Origin of the sequence: Mycobacterium sp. (assembly GCF_049280035.1) — a bacterium.
Classification (GTDB): domain Bacteria; phylum Actinomycetota; class Actinomycetes; order Mycobacteriales; family Mycobacteriaceae; genus Mycobacterium.
Genome location: NZ_JBAPPI010000725.1, coordinates 1 through 13713 on the forward strand (window position 1 = coordinate 1; position 13713 = coordinate 13713).

Annotated in this window: 15 protein-coding genes; 13 read left to right on the forward strand and 2 right to left on the reverse strand. The window is 65.0% G+C overall.

Translation table 11 applies throughout. The features are described 5' to 3' along the window. Window positions 1-1315: NADP oxidoreductase (locus WAN71_RS23415; RefSeq protein ID WP_422227615.1), on the forward strand; the 1315-nt coding region annotated here is incomplete at its 5' end. A 13-nt stretch (window positions 1316-1328) separates the two neighbouring features. Here WAN71_RS23415 and WAN71_RS23420 read toward each other — a convergent pair. Beyond that, on the reverse strand, window positions 1329-1649 hold the full coding sequence (locus WAN71_RS23420) for a hypothetical protein (RefSeq protein ID WP_422227628.1): 321 nt from the start codon (window positions 1647-1649) through the stop codon (window positions 1329-1331). A gap of 23 nt (window positions 1650-1672) precedes the next feature. On the opposite strand from WAN71_RS23420, the gene hisN reads away from it, so the two are divergent. The 3 genes from hisN to WAN71_RS23435 all read left to right on the forward strand — a co-directional run bounded on the left by hisN (window position 1673) and on the right by WAN71_RS23435 (window position 5205). Then, a complete protein-coding gene (gene hisN, locus WAN71_RS23425) occupies window positions 1673-2458 on the forward strand; it encodes a histidinol-phosphatase (RefSeq protein WP_422227616.1) in 786 nt (261 codons plus the stop codon). Window positions 2459-2541: 83 nt separating this feature from the next. Further along, window positions 2542-3951, forward strand: coding sequence for an acyl-CoA dehydrogenase family protein (locus WAN71_RS23430; RefSeq protein ID WP_422227617.1), 1410 nt, complete (start codon window positions 2542-2544; stop codon window positions 3949-3951). A 45-nt stretch (window positions 3952-3996) separates the two neighbouring features. Next, on the forward strand, window positions 3997-5205 hold the full coding sequence (locus WAN71_RS23435; RefSeq protein WP_422227618.1) for an acyl-CoA dehydrogenase family protein: 1209 nt from the start codon (window positions 3997-3999) through the stop codon (window positions 5203-5205). Window positions 5206-5218: 13 nt separating this feature from the next. On the opposite strand, the gene WAN71_RS23440 is transcribed toward WAN71_RS23435, so the two are convergent. Next, window positions 5219-6016: an SDR family NAD(P)-dependent oxidoreductase gene (locus WAN71_RS23440; protein WP_422227619.1), complete on the reverse strand. Its 798-nt coding sequence runs from the start codon at window positions 6014-6016 to the stop codon at window positions 5219-5221. 82 nt (window positions 6017-6098) lie between these two features. Between WAN71_RS23440 and WAN71_RS23445 the strand changes: the two genes are divergently transcribed. The 9 genes from WAN71_RS23445 to WAN71_RS23485 all read left to right on the forward strand — a co-directional run. Next, window positions 6099-6857 (forward strand): enoyl-CoA hydratase/isomerase family protein, encoded by a 759-nt coding sequence (locus tag WAN71_RS23445; RefSeq protein ID WP_422227629.1) that lies wholly within the window; start codon window positions 6099-6101, stop codon window positions 6855-6857. After that, complete coding sequence (locus WAN71_RS23450; RefSeq protein WP_422227620.1) at window positions 6854-7657, forward strand: enoyl-CoA hydratase/isomerase family protein; 804 nt, start codon at window positions 6854-6856, stop codon at window positions 7655-7657. The genes WAN71_RS23445 and WAN71_RS23450 overlap by 4 nt, the downstream gene beginning before the upstream one ends. Then, entirely contained in the window at window positions 7654-8457 is an 804-nt protein-coding gene (locus tag WAN71_RS23455) for an enoyl-CoA hydratase/isomerase family protein (protein ID WP_422227621.1), read from the forward strand. Before WAN71_RS23450 ends, WAN71_RS23455 begins: the two co-directional genes overlap by 4 nt. Further along, a complete protein-coding gene (locus tag WAN71_RS23460) occupies window positions 8454-9722 on the forward strand; it encodes an aromatic ring-hydroxylating oxygenase subunit alpha (protein WP_422227622.1) in 1269 nt (422 codons plus the stop codon). Before WAN71_RS23455 ends, WAN71_RS23460 begins: the two co-directional genes overlap by 4 nt. Then, the gene (locus tag WAN71_RS23465; protein WP_422227623.1) at window positions 9719-10252 is read left to right on the forward strand and encodes an aromatic-ring-hydroxylating dioxygenase subunit beta; all 534 of its coding nucleotides are present in this window, start codon (window positions 9719-9721) and stop codon (window positions 10250-10252) included. The genes WAN71_RS23460 and WAN71_RS23465 overlap by 4 nt, the downstream gene beginning before the upstream one ends. A gap of 8 nt (window positions 10253-10260) precedes the next feature. After that, window positions 10261-10515: a hypothetical protein gene (locus WAN71_RS23470; RefSeq protein WP_422227624.1), complete on the forward strand. Its 255-nt coding sequence runs from the start codon at window positions 10261-10263 to the stop codon at window positions 10513-10515. 7 nt (window positions 10516-10522) lie between these two features. Then, on the forward strand, window positions 10523-12190 hold the full coding sequence (locus WAN71_RS23475) for a class I adenylate-forming enzyme family protein (RefSeq protein ID WP_422227625.1): 1668 nt from the start codon (window positions 10523-10525) through the stop codon (window positions 12188-12190). Between the two features lie 78 nt (window positions 12191-12268). Beyond that, on the forward strand, window positions 12269-13480 hold the full coding sequence (locus WAN71_RS23480; RefSeq protein ID WP_422227626.1) for an enoyl-CoA hydratase-related protein: 1212 nt from the start codon (window positions 12269-12271) through the stop codon (window positions 13478-13480). Between the two features lie 2 nt (window positions 13481-13482). Then, a partial coding sequence (locus WAN71_RS23485; RefSeq protein ID WP_422227627.1) for an acyl-CoA dehydrogenase family protein occupies window positions 13483-13713 on the forward strand: 231 nt, incomplete at its 3' end.

Sequence of the window (13713 nt, forward strand, 5' to 3'; positions counted from 1 at the left end):
GCTGAAAGCCGCCGACGAGTCTAAGGACGCTGGAGACTTCGACGTCGCCGTCGACATGCTGGAGATGCTGCCCACACCGTGGGGTCTGGTGCGCTCGGGCGTCGCGCCGGACCATCCGAAAATCAAGTCGATCAGCAAGCAGTTCGAGAACACTGCCGAAGACCCGCGCTTCCGCTTCTTCGGCAACATCGCCATAGGCGAGCACGTCGAACCCGCCGAACTTGCCGAACGCTACGACGCGGTGGTCTATGCGATCGGGACCCAGTCCGATCGATCCTTGAACATCCCCGGCGAAGAATTGCGGGGCAGCGTCGCCGCGGTCGACTTCGTGGGCTGGTACAACGCCCACCCGCACTTTGAGCACACAACGCCTGACCTGTCGGGCGCCCGAGCCGTCGTCGTGGGCAACGGCAATGTCGCACTCGACGTCGCGCGCATCCTCGTCACTGACCCCGATGTGCTGGCAGAAACCGATATCGCCGACCACGCCCTGGAATCGCTGCGCCCCCGCGGCGTGGAGGAAGTGGTGATCATCGGCCGGCGTGGACCGCTGCAATCCGCGTTCACCACGCTGGAGCTGCGGGAACTGGCAGACCTCGAAGGCCTTGACGTGATCGTTGACCCCGCCGACCTGGAAGGCATTACCGACGAGGACCTCGAGGCGGCGGGCAAGGTGTGCAAACTGAACATCAAGGTGTTGCGCGGCTATGCCACCCGAGCCGGCCAAGAGCCGCGTCCGGGACACCGACGGATGGTGTTCCGATTCTTGACTTCGCCGATCGAGATCAAGGGCGAGAAAAGAGTCGAAAGCATCGTGCTCGGCCGCAACGAGCTAGTCACCGACGAGAATGGACGGGTCGCGGCCAAGGACACCGGCGACCGCGAGGAACTGCCGGTTCAGCTGGTCGTGCGGTCGGTGGGCTATCGCGGTGTGCCCACTCCGGGTCTGCCGTTCGACGAGAAAAGTGCGACCATCCCGCATAGCCACGGTCGGGTGGAGGGCCGTCGCAACGAATACGTCGTCGGCTGGATCAAGCGCGGGCCAAGCGGTGTGATCGGCACGAACAAAAAGGACTCCCAGGAGACGGTCGACACTCTGATCGCGGATCTGACCGACGCGAAAGAGCTGTCGGACTTCCCCGACGACCACGGCGACAAACTCGCCGAGTGGCTCGAGTCCCGCCAGCCGAAGCTGGTCACCTCCGCGCACTGGAAGCTGATCGACGAGCATGAGCGATCGACCGGGGAGCCGCACGGGCGGCCGCGCGTCAAACTGCCGAGCCTGGCCAAATTGCTACATATCAGCCACGGCTGATCGGCCGCTGGATCTAGTTGTCGGGTGGTGCGAACGCCCAGTTGTCGGGATTCCGCTGCGAGTACACCACCGGCTTTAAATCGCCCACGGTCGGCCAGTTGTCGACGTTGACGACCATCCGTTGATAGACGGTGTACTCATTGAGAGTTGGTCCGTCGATGACACCGGTGATCGTGACGTACTGCTCGCCGGTGACGTCAGGCCGCGGGCTGACACCGGTGACTAACAGCGTGCCGCTGAGCGCGTCCCCGCGTGGGGCGCGACGCATCAGCCGCGGAGCCAGGAACGCCGCGAGAATCGCGACGAGCAACAGCAGCGTGAGGAATTCCCACACGCCGCCATGGTAGGACTTCATTCATGACGCGCCCCGACGACCTCGCGGTGGCGTTAACCCTGGCCGACCAGGCCGACGCCGTGACGCTGGCCCGCTTCGGGGCGCTGGACCTACAGGTCGACACCAAACCGGACCTGACGCCGGTGAGCGACGCGGATCGCGCTGTCGAAACCGGTTTACGTGAGACGCTCGCGAGAGTCCGGCCTGACGACAGCATTCTTGGTGAAGAGTTCGGCGGGTCAACGACTTTGGCCGGCCGGCAATGGATCATCGACCCGATCGACGGCACCAAGAACTTCGTACGGGGCGTGCCGGTGTGGGCCAGCCTGATCGCGTTGCTCGACGACGGCGTGCCTTGCGTCGGGGTGATCAGCGCGCCCGCGCTACAGCGCCGATGGTGGGCCGCCAGCGGGGCAGGCGCGTTCACCGCGGTCGGCACTGCCCCGGCTCGACGGCTCTCGGTTTCCTCAGTGGCGCAACTGAATTCGGCCAGCTTGTCGTTCTCCAGCCTGTCTGGGTGGGCCCAGCTGGGCTTAAGGGAACGCTTCGTCGAGCTGACCGATGCGGTGTGGCGGGTGCGCGCCTATGGCGACTTCCTGTCCTACTGCCTAGTGGCCGAGGGGGCCGTTGACATTGCCGCCGAGCCGGAGGTGTCGGTGTGGGATCTGGCGCCGCTGGACATCCTGGTGCGCGAGGCCGGCGGGACGTTCACCGGCCTCGACGGCACCGTGGGGCCGCACGGCGGCAGCGCGGTGGCGACCAACGGGCTGCTGCACGACGAGGTATTGAGCAGGCTTTCCGCCGGGTAGCCGGTGTGAAGTACTTAACAGCCTACCTTACTCCGGAGTAAGATACAGTTATCCGCACTGCCCCAACAACCGAGGCTGCTGACATGACAAATACTGTCGCTTCGACAAACGGCTCGAAACCGCGCAAGAAACGCGCTGGTCGCAAAACCGCCGTCGGCGAGTACAAGCACAAGCGCACCGGCATCGACGTTGCGCTGGGCCTGCTGACCCCCATCGTGGGCCAGGAATTCCTGGACAAATACAACCTGCGCGATCCGCTCAACCGGTCATTGCGCTACGGCGTCAAGACGGTGTTCTCCACCGCCGGGGCCACCAGCCGTCAGTTCAAGCGCGTTCAAGGTCTGCGCGGCGGACCGACCCGGCTGAAGACCAGCGGCAAGGACTACTTCGATCTGACCCCGGACGACGACCAGAAACTCATCGTCGAGACCGTCGAGCAATTCGCCGAAGAGATTTTGCGTCCCGCGGCGCACGACGCCGACGAAGCAACGACCTATCCCCAGGATCTGGTCGCCAAGGCCGCGGAGTTGGGGATCACTGCGGTCAACGTTCCCGAAGATTTCGACGGCATCGCCGCTGAGCGATCCAGCGTCACCAACGTGCTGGTCGCCGAGGCGCTGGCCTACGGCGACATGGGCCTGGCCCTGCCGATCCTGGCCCCGGCCGGAGTAGCGGCCGCACTCACCCACTGGGGTAGCGCCGACCAGCAGGCTACCTATCTGACGGCATTCGCCGGCGAGAACGTCCCGCAAGCCTGCGTGGCCATCGCCGAGCCGCAGCCGCTGTTCGATCCCACAGCGCTGAAGACCACAGCGGTGCGCACGCCCAGCGGCTACCGGCTCGATGGAGTCAAGTCGTTGGTCCCGGCAGCCGCCGACGCTGAGCTGTTCGTCGTCGCCGCCCAACTCAACGGCAAGCCCGCATTGTTCATCGTCGAATCCGCCAGCACCGGCCTGACGGTGAAAGCCGATCCCAGCATGGGCATCCGCGCCGCCGCATTGGGCCGCGTCGAGCTCGACAACGTCTCGGTACCGGTGAGCGCGCGGCTGGGCCAGGACGCTAGCGGGGAAGGAGCCAGCCACGACGATTACTCCGAAGCCATCGCGCTGTCCCGGCTGGGCTGGGCGGCGCTGGCAGTCGGGACGTCGCACGCGGTGCTCGACTACGTCATCCCCTATGTGAAGGAACGCGAAGCCTTCGGCGAGCCCATTGCGCATCGACAGTCGGTTGCGTTCATGTGCGCCAACATCGCCATCGAACTCGACGGGTTGCGGTTGATCACTTGGCGCGGGGCGTCCCGCGCCGAACAAGGCCTGCCGTTCACCCGCGAAGCCGCACTGGCCAAGCGGCTGGGCGCCGACAAAGGCATGCAGATCGGCCTGGACGGCGTGCAACTGCTCGGCGGCCACGGCTACACCAAGGAGCACCCCGTCGAGCGCTGGTACCGCGACCTGCGGGCCATCGGTATAGCCGAGGGCGTTGTAGTTATCTAGGCCGTTATCTAAGTCGTTACTCAGTTCACAACCGAAAGACCAATCATGGCAATCAATTTGGAACTGCCCCGCAAGATGCACGCCGTGATCGACAAAGCACACCAGGGTGCCGCGGAGATGATGCGGCCGATCGCCCGCAAATACGACATCAAAGAGCACGCCTACCCGGTCGAGCTCGACACACTGGCCGACCTGTTCGCGGGCGCCGCCGAATCGAACACCTTGGACATGGCCGGAGCCGGCGGGCTTCGCGCCGGCGAAAGCGCGGAAGAAAACCGCAACGGCAGCAACATGGCAGCGGTGCTGCAAGCCATGGAAGCCAGTTGGGGCGATGCGGCGATGCTGCTGTCGATCCCCTACCAGGGCCTGGGCAACGCGGCAGTCTCTGCCGTGGCCAGCGACGAACAGTTGCAGCGTCTGGGCAAAGTCTGGGCGGCGATGGCGATCACCGAACCAGGATTCGGGTCCGATTCGGCAGCGGTGTCCACCACCGCCAAGCTGGACGGCGACGAATACGTGATCAACGGCGAGAAGATCTTCGTCACCGCGGGTTCGCGAGCCACGCACATCGTGGTGTGGGCGACGCTGGACAAGTCGAAGGGCCGCCCGGCGATCAAATCGTTCATCGTGCCGCGCGAACACCCTGGTGTCACCGTCGAGCGGCTGGAAAACAAGCTCGGAATCAAGGGCTCCGACACGGCCGTCATCCGGTTCGACAACGCCCGCATCCCGAAAGACAACCTGCTGGGCAACCCGGAAATCGAGCCCGGCAAGGGGTTCGCCGGGGTAATGGAGACCTTCGACAACACCCGGCCCGTCGTGGCGGCCATGGCCGTCGGGATCGCCCGCGCCACACTAGAAGAGCTGCGCAAGATCCTGACCAACGCGGGCGTGCAGATCTCCTACGACAAGCCGTCGCACGCGCAAAGCGCCCCCGCCGCCGAGTTCCTGCGGATGGAGGCCGACTGGGAAGCCAGCTACCAGCTGACGCTGCGTTCGGCGTGGCAAGCCGACAACAAGATCCCCAACTCCAAAGAAGCGTCGATGGCCAAGGCCAAGGCCGGCCGAGTGGGCAGCGACATCACCCTCAAAGCCGTCGAATTAGCCGGCACTGCAGGCTATTCCGAGGAAGCGCTGCTGGAGAAGTGGGCGCGTGACTCGAAGATCATGGACATTTTCGAAGGGACCCAGCAGATTCAGCAGCTGGTGGTTGCCCGCCGCCTGCTTGGCCTTTCGTCGTCTGAGCTCAAGTAGCTAGCCGCCGGCGTCACGGCATCGTGTAACCGCCGCTGACCGAGATCAGCTGACCCGTCACTTGGCGCGCCGCCTGCGGCGAGCTGAACCAGATCACCGCCCGTCCGATGTCCTCGGCGGTGGTCAGCCGTCGAAGTGGCGTGTCCTTCAGCATGAAGTCGATCTGCTTCTGATTGAAAACCGCATCCTGTCCGACGGCCCACAGGCTGGATGCGCCAATCGCTTCGGGTCCGTCGGGGATCACCAGGCCCGGGCACACGACGTTGGATCTGATGCCGTGGCGGCCGTGTTCACGCGCCGTGGTGCGGGCCAACGCCACCATGGCCGCCTTTGACGCGCCGTAAACACCCTGCCTGATCTGGCCGAACGCCGCGTCGCTGGCGATGAACATGATCGCGCCGCCGCCGGCCTCTTTCATGACGGGTATCGCCGCTTGGGTCGCGGCAATCGCCGAGAACAAGTTGATCTCGATGGTCCGCTGCCACTTGTCCCAATCGGTATCGGTGGCGATTAACCCCGGAACGCTCCAGCCGGCATTGTTCACCAGAACATCCAGCCCGCCCCATGCCGTCTGGGCGGCGTCGACCGCGGCGTCGGCCGCCCCGGGCTTGGTCAGGTCGGCGATCACTACATCGACCTCGGCGGCGCCCAATCCTTTGGCTTCGGCACGGACCTTTTCAGCCTGCGGCGCATCGATGTCGTTGATCACAATGCGTGCGCCTTCCGCAGCAAACGCGTGCACGATCCCGCGTCCAATATTGGAAGCCCCTCCTGTGACGACGACCCGCGCGTCTGCCAACCCGAGATCCATATCGACTCCTCTTTGCTTGTGACCGGCTACGAATTAGTTTAACCTAGATTAGAAATCTGCGAAATAATGGATGGGACTGCATGTGAGCGTCGTCCAGCGCGCGATTGCCGACGGCATCGGACATATCACACTGAACCGACCCGAGCGCATGAACGCGATAACAACCGAACTCGCGCGTGAACTCGAACATGCGCTGAGCGGCCTGTCGCACGACCCGGCGGTGAACATGATCGTCATTCGTGGGGCGGGCAAAAGCTTCTGCGCCGGAGGCGATGTCGCCGAGGTCGAACGACTCAGATCCGCCGGCCCCGAATCGTTGCGGACGCTCTTCGATGCGTTTCGCCGGGCCTGTGATGCCATCTCGACCGTCGACGTTCCGGTGATCGCTGCGGTCGAGGGTGTCGCGATGGCCGGCGGCTTCGAGCTGATGCAGGCAGCCGACATCGTGATCGTCAGCGACGACGCCAAGATTGCCGACAACCACATCAACTTCGGCATGATCCCCGGCGGCGGCAGCACCCAGCGGCTGCCCCGCCTGGTCGAACGTCAGCTCGCGCTCGGTCTGCTGCTCAGCGGCGACCGGCTGAGCGGTCTGGATGCCGTGCGTCTTGGTTTGGCGTACCGCAGCTTTGCGCCACAGGACTTCGACGAGGGTGTCAACCAGTTCGTGGCGCGGCTGGCCGGCCGCGACCGCGCGGCGGTGACGGCGATCAAGAGGTTGGTTGGCGCAGCGAGGCAACGGTCGCTGTCGGACGGCCTGGACGACGAGATCAGTGCCGTCGTCGCGCACATCACCAAGCACGGAGTCGACGAGTTCAGCCGGGTAGGTACATCGTCATGACCGCCATCGACGCCGCACCCGTGACACTGGAAGTCGATTCCGACGGCATCGCCCGGCTGCGCCTGAACCGGCCGGAAGCATCCAATGGGCTCAACGTTGAGCTGCTAAAAGCGCTGCACGACGCCATCCTGCGGTGCCACGCGGACGCCGCCGTTCGGGTGGTGCTGCTCACCGGTGCAGGCCGGAACTTCTGCGCGGGCGGCGACATCCACACCTTCGAATCCAAGGGCAGCGAGCTGCCGCAGTATCTGCGCGAGGCGACGGCCTGGCTGCAGTTGGCGACGGCGGCGCTGATCCAGCTGCGCGTACCGGTGGTCACGGCGGTGCAGGGCTTCGCCGCGGGCGGGGGCGGGCTGGGCCTGGTCTGCGCCTCCGACATCGTCGTCGCCGCCGAGTCGGCGAAATTCTTCTCCGGCGCGGTACGGGTCGGGATGGCCCCCGATGGGGGGTCTTCGGTGACGCTGACCCAACTCGTCGGTTTGCGCCAGGCACTGCGCGTGCTGCTGCTCAATCCCACCTTGTCAGCCACCGAAGCGCGCGAGATCGGCCTGATCACCGAAACTGTGCCCGACGACGAACTATCCACCCGCGCAACAGAACTCGCCACCAGCTTGGCGAGCTCGCCGAATCTCGCCCTCTCGGCCACCAAACGCCTGGTGTGGAACGGGTTGGGTGCCTCGGTCGAGCAGCGGCTGGCCGAGGAGTCGCGCACGGTCTCCGAATTATCCGGCACCCACGATGCGCTCGAAGGGCTGCGCGCGGTTATCGAGCGCCGCCCACCGAAGTTCAACGGTCAATGACCACCACGACCGCCGGCCCGGTACTCATCGACGACGACGCGGCGGTGCGCACCGTCACCCTCAATCGGCCGGAGAAGCGCAACGCGATCGACATCGAATTGCGCATCGCCCTGGCCGAGGCGATCGAGTCCGCCGACGCTGATCCGGGTATCCGGGTGATCCTCGTGACCGGAGCGGGTCCGGTGTTCTGCTCCGGTGGCGACATCTCCACCATGCAGCGCATGCCCGCCGAACGCGCCCTGGACCGAGTGCATTTGGCGCAACGCGTCATTCGCGCCATCTGGGGCACACCAAAGCCGGTACTCGCGGCCGTCGAAGGGTCGGCATACGGCGCGGGCACTGCGTTGGCCGCTGCCTGCGATCGGGTGGTGGCAGCGCGCGACGCGACGTTCGCGACCACCTTCACCAATATCGGCCTGGCCGGGGACATGGGCGCCTTCGTGTCGTTGCCGGCTCGCATTGGAGCGGCGCGGACACGGCAGATGCTGCTGCTGCCTGCGCCGATCTCCGCGGCGGAGGCTTTCGAGCTGGGTCTCGTCGACGCAGTTGTGGAGCCTGGCCACGCTTTGGAGTCGGCGCGCTGCGACGCCCGACGTCTGGCGGCGGGGCCGCGGCGTGCCTACGGCGTGATTAAGGCGTTGCTGGCCAATCCGGGCACCATTGATCCGATCGAGTTGCTCGAGCGCGAAGCCCGCTGCCAATCAGAGCTTTTCGACACCGATGACTTCGCCGAGGGAGTCGCCGCGTTTAAGGAGAAACGACGGCCGGTCTTCGGCAGCGAGCACGGGGGACAGCCATGACCGCGGTCAGCGACCAGGTCGCCGGCACCGGCAGCCGGTATGCCCGGCTGATCAAGCGTGACAAGGTGCACGGCTCGCTGTACACCGACCCGGCGATCTTCGCCGAGGAGCTGCACAAAATCTGGTGTCGGAGTTGGGTTTTCGTCGGTCACGAGACCGAAGTCGCCCAGCCCGGCGATTACGTGCGAAAACGCCTCGGGCTGCAGGATGTCATCATGACCCGCGACCGCGACGGCGTGCTGCATCTATTGCTGAATCGCTGCGCACATCGGGGCAACCAGGTATGCAACGACGCCAAGGGCAATGCGTCGGCATTTCGCTGCCCTTACCACGGTTGGACGTACCGCAACGACGGCGAACTGGTCGGTTTCCCGTTCTTCAAGGGCTACGGTCAGCGCAAGCTGGACCTTGCCCTCGGGCGGGTGCCGCGGGTCGACTCTTACCACGGCTTTGTGTTCGGCTGCTTCGCGACCGACGGCCCCACGCTGCTGGAGCACCTCGGCGCTGCAGCCGGCGAGCTCGACCGGCTGGTGCGGTTGTCCCCCGATGGCCGCGTCGAACTGACCGCTGGATGGCTGCAGCACCGGACAGGAGCCAACTGGAAACTGTTGGCTGAGAACGAAACCGACGGGTATCACCCGCAATTCGTGCACGGATCGATCTTCGGAGTGACCGGCAGCACCATTGGCCCGCTCTACAGCGATGCCTCCACGGCGGTGACCCGCGACCTGGGCAACGGGCACAGCGAGAACGATCTGCGTCCGGAGTTCCGCAAGTTCGCGGAACCGATGCGCTGGTTCGGCACCACCGAGTCCCGGGTCGCCGATTACGTCGCGGCGATGCGAGCCAAATACGGCGAGGAGGCAGAACGCATCCTGATCGAGGGCGGCCCGCATGTCATGGTTTTCCCGAACCTGTTCATCGCCGAGATCCAGGTCTTTAACATTCAACCGGTCACGGTCGGTGAATGCGTCCAATACTCGACCGCAGTGCAGTTGGCTGGAGCAGGTGAACTCAACCGCCGCATGGTTTCCCAGTGCGTGGGATCGGTGGGCCCGGCGGGCATGCTGCTCGCCGACGACACCGAGATGTATGAGCGCAACCAAGCTGGACTCGGATCACTGACACCGGAGTGGCTCGACGTGCGCCGTGGGCTCAACCGCGAGGTAGTTGACGAGAATGGTTTCACGGTAGGTGGCGCCACCGATGAGACCGGTATGCGTGGTTTTTGGCGACAGTACAAATCACTCATGGAGTCGCCATGACGGCGGCTGTGGGGACCGACGCGGGTCTTGGGCCGGTGCCCGCCGACTTCGACCGCCACACAGTTGAGCAGTTCCTCTACCGGGAGGCGCGGCTGGCCGACGAGGGCGACTATGACGCATGGGAAGCGCTGTGGACCGACGACGCGCTGTATTGGGTGCCGATCGACGGTGAGGGCGGCGATCCACAGCGCCAGATGTCGGTCATCTACGACAACCGCAGCCGGATCTCGACCAGGTTGAAACAGTTGCGTACCGGCAAGCGCTACGCGCAGGCTCCCCCGTCGAACCTGCGTCGGCTGCTGTCCAACATCGAATTCCTCGGCGGCAGAGACAATCCTGTAGGCGGGGTCGATCTCGAGGTCGGCGCGAACTTCCTGGCCATCGAGTCGCGTGCACGGGGTAGCCGGCTCTGGGGCGGCCGGACCACCTACCGGCTCCGCCGCGATGAGAGCGGTCTTCGCCTGGCATACAAGAAGGTGGTTTTGGTGGACAACGATCAACCCCTTCCCACGCTGGGTTTTGTGATCTGAGGAATGTCATGACGATCGAATTCGGCGGCAACAAGGACCTCGACGTTCCAGGTGTCGGCGCCGTCGTCGGCAATGAATTCGCCGAGGTGTCGGTCCGATTCGACGTTGAGGGAAACGCGCCTCGGCTGCGCTTGGAGGATCTGCGCAGCGGCCGCGTGCGCTATCTGGACGCGCTGGAGCTGGAGACGATCATCTGGCTCCCGGAGGAACGTCTCGCCGGCCTGCTCGATCCGTCGCACAGCCGCTGGCGGGGTGAGGCTTAGGGGTTTGGTGACCCTGACGGCAGACATCGACGCACGCCGCGACGAGCTACGGCGGCGTTTTTCGGTGTGGCGGCCCCGCACTCTGTCGGACTGGCTGGACGACTGCGCCGAACGCCATGGCGAACGCCCGATGGTGCTCACCGACGACCGCGAGCTCAGCTACGCCGACGTCGCGACCCAATCACACCGCCTGGCAGATGGTTTGGCAGCCCTGGGCGTCCAATCGGGCGATCGGGTGGCGATGATCATGGCGAACTACCCGGAGTTCGTGGCAATCAAGTTCGCCATCGCCCGGGCTGGGGCGATCGCTGTGCCACTCAACTATCTCTACCGCAGCGACGAGTTGCGGTTCGTGCTGTCGGATGCGGGATGCCGTGTCGCGATCACGATGACCGGTTTCGCCGACCTGGATTACCAAGCGACGCTTGATGTTATAACCGATCCCCCTATGGTGGTGGTGCTGGACACCGATGGCCGCGTGCGTTCCGGCGCGCTAACGGTCGAAGGTCTCGCCGCCCTGGGCGATCAGAACCGCGGCGCGAGCGACGGCCGCCGGATCGATCCGTGTGAGCCCGGCGACATGCTGTACACCTCCGGAACGACCGGGTCGCCCAAAGGGGTGCTGGTATCTCATGACGCCGTGTTGCGGACCGCCTTCGCATCCGCGCTGACCCGGGCCTATGAGAACGGTCGGCGGATCCTGTTCTCGCTGCCGTGCTACCACATGTTCGGCTACATCGAGGGTCTGCTGTCGGTGGGCTTCGTCGGCGGGGCGATCATCCCTCAAACGAGCTTCAGCGCCGAGGGCTACTTCGCAGGCATCCAACGGCACCGAGCCACCGACGTCTTGTGCGTGCCGACGATGGCGGTAGCGATGCTCGAGCACCCGGCGCGCGGCGACTACGACCTGAGCTCGCTGACGGCAATCTTGTGCGGGTCTGCGCCCGCGCCGATCTGGCTGTGGCAGCAGATAGCGGCCGACTTCGGTGTCAGCGAGATCGTCACCGGCTACGGGATGACCGAGTGCGGAGGCGCGATGACGCTGACTCGTCCCGAGGACCCGCTGGAACTGACCTCCGACACGGTGGGCCGCCCAAAAATGGCCGGCCCCGCGGGAATCCCCGGAGCCGACGCACTGGTGCAATACCGTGCGGTGCACCCCGAAACAGGCGCTGCGCTGCCGCCCGGCCAGGAAGGCGAACTCGTGTCGCGCGGGCCGACAACGATGCTGGGCTACTGGAATCGACCGGATGACACCGCCACGGCACTGCGCCACGAATGGTTACACTCCGGCGACCTCGGCGTGGTGCGTAACGATGGCTACCTTCAAGTTACCGGCCGCAGCAAGGAACTCTACAAGAGCGGCGGAGAGTTGGTCATGCCGAAGGAGATTGAGGATCTCCTGGCCGCTCACGACGCAATCAGTCAAGTGTTCGCGGTCGGGTTGCCCGACGAACGCTGGGGCGAGATCGGTTGTGTCGTCATCGTTCCGGCCCCGGGTGCGGTGCTCACGGAAGCCGATGTGCTGGCCGCCTGCCGCGCCAAACTCGCAAGGTTCAAAGTACCCAAACGAGTGATCTTCTACCGTGCGGACGATCTGCCCACCACGCCGACAGGCAAAGTGCAGAAGTTTCGTCTCGTACAACAGCTGAGTTCCGCCAACCCAGCTGGCTAAGAATTTAAGAAGGAATAGAAAATGGTGATATCGTGAGCGATGGCACCACCACCCGCACCGGAGGGGGGATCCTGCGCTATGGGCGCTGATCACACCTTCGACACCAACGTGTCGACGGCCCAACAGCTCTACCGAGCACTCGCCGCCGGCGACCGCGAAGCGCTGATGACGCTGTTGCATCCCGACTTCGTCGGACATGTCACCGACGGCCTTCCGCTGGACATGGGGGGACGTCACGATGGACCCGAGGCGATGCGGCGCGACGTGTGGTGGACGATCGGACGCCACTACAAGGTCGAGGTGCAGCCGGAAGAGTTCCGCCTCGTCGATGACCGCCGGCTGTTCGTCGCCGGGTATTACCGCGGAGAGGGCCGCGCCTCGGGCCGTCGGTTGGATGCTGCATTCATCCATCTCATCGGTTTCGCGGCGGATGGGCGCATCGCGTCGTTGGAACAGCTGACCGACAGCGCCGCTTGGGTGCAAGCCCTTGGTGGCGGCGCGCCGTTGCAGACCATCGACTACTCGGTCACCGACGGGCTCGCCACCGTTTGCCTGAACCGTCCGGACGTCCGCAACGCGATCAACATGCGGATGGTCGAGGAAATCCTCGATGTGGCACATCGGATCGCGGAAGACGACTCGATCCGCGCGGTGCTCATCTGCGGCAACGGGCCGGCCCTGACCGTCGGCGGGGACATTGAGCACTTCCTGGCCGGCCCCGGCGAGCAATTCGGAACGCTGTTCGCAAAGATGACCGCACCTTTCCATGAAGCGTTTCGCATCCTGAGCCGAATCGACGCGCCCATCGTCACCGCCGCGCACGGCGCCGTCGCCGGCGGCGGTCTTGGCTATGTATATGCGGCCGATCTAGTCATCGCTGCCGAGGGCACCAGGTTCGTGACCGCGTTCGCCGCGTTGGGCCTTTCCGGGGACGGCGGCGGAACCTGGCACCTGCCGAGGCTGATCGGTCCACGCCGAGCCGCGGAAGCCTATCTGCGAAACCGGCCGATCGAGGCCGCAGAGGCGTTGCAATGGGGCCTGATCAACGAGATCGTGCCCGCCGCTGAACTGCGAAGCCGAGCTGAAACGGTGGCGCGGGAACTGGCCAGCGGTCCCACGCGTGGGTTCGCGAGGATGCGTGCCCTGCTGCGCGACACGTGGCGCAACGACTTGCCGACACAGCTGCAAGCCGAGACAGAAGCATTGCGCGACACCGGCGACACCGAAGACGCTGCCAAGGCCATCAACGATTTCGCGGCAAAACGCCGCCCCGAATTCGACGGAAGGTAGCCATGGGCCTGATTCAGGACTCAGCAGAGCACAAAGCAATTCGGGAAACCGTGGCGGGCATCGCCTCCCACTACGGGGCGCAGTACTTCATCGAACGTGGACGATCCGGCGGCAACATCGAAGAATTATGGAAAGAACTCGGAGGTGCCGGTTTGTTGGGATTGCACCTGCCCGACGAGTACGGCGGAGGCGGAGGCGGTATGAGCGACGCCGTCGTCGTGGTCGAGGAACTT

What these genes read in the sequence shown, in the direction of transcription:
- hisN (WP_422227616.1), top strand. Translation starts at nt 1,673, where the DNA reads ATGACGCGCCCCGACGACCTCGCGGTGGCGTTAACCCTGGCCGACCAG.
- WAN71_RS23430 (WP_422227617.1), top strand. Translation starts at nt 2,542, where the DNA reads ATGACAAATACTGTCGCTTCGACAAACGGCTCGAAACCGCGCAAGAAA.
- WAN71_RS23435 (WP_422227618.1), top strand. Translation starts at nt 3,997, where the DNA reads ATGGCAATCAATTTGGAACTGCCCCGCAAGATGCACGCCGTGATCGAC.
- WAN71_RS23440 (WP_422227619.1), bottom strand. Translation starts at nt 6,016, where the DNA reads ATGGATCTCGGGTTGGCAGACGCGCGGGTCGTCGTCACAGGAGGGGCT.
- WAN71_RS23450 (WP_422227620.1), top strand. Translation starts at nt 6,854, where the DNA reads ATGACCGCCATCGACGCCGCACCCGTGACACTGGAAGTCGATTCCGAC.
- WAN71_RS23455 (WP_422227621.1), top strand. Translation starts at nt 7,654, where the DNA reads ATGACCACCACGACCGCCGGCCCGGTACTCATCGACGACGACGCGGCG.
- WAN71_RS23460 (WP_422227622.1), top strand. Translation starts at nt 8,454, where the DNA reads ATGACCGCGGTCAGCGACCAGGTCGCCGGCACCGGCAGCCGGTATGCC.
- WAN71_RS23465 (WP_422227623.1), top strand. Translation starts at nt 9,719, where the DNA reads ATGACGGCGGCTGTGGGGACCGACGCGGGTCTTGGGCCGGTGCCCGCC.
- WAN71_RS23470 (WP_422227624.1), top strand. Translation starts at nt 10,261, where the DNA reads ATGACGATCGAATTCGGCGGCAACAAGGACCTCGACGTTCCAGGTGTC.
- WAN71_RS23480 (WP_422227626.1), top strand. Translation starts at nt 12,269, where the DNA reads ATGGGCGCTGATCACACCTTCGACACCAACGTGTCGACGGCCCAACAG.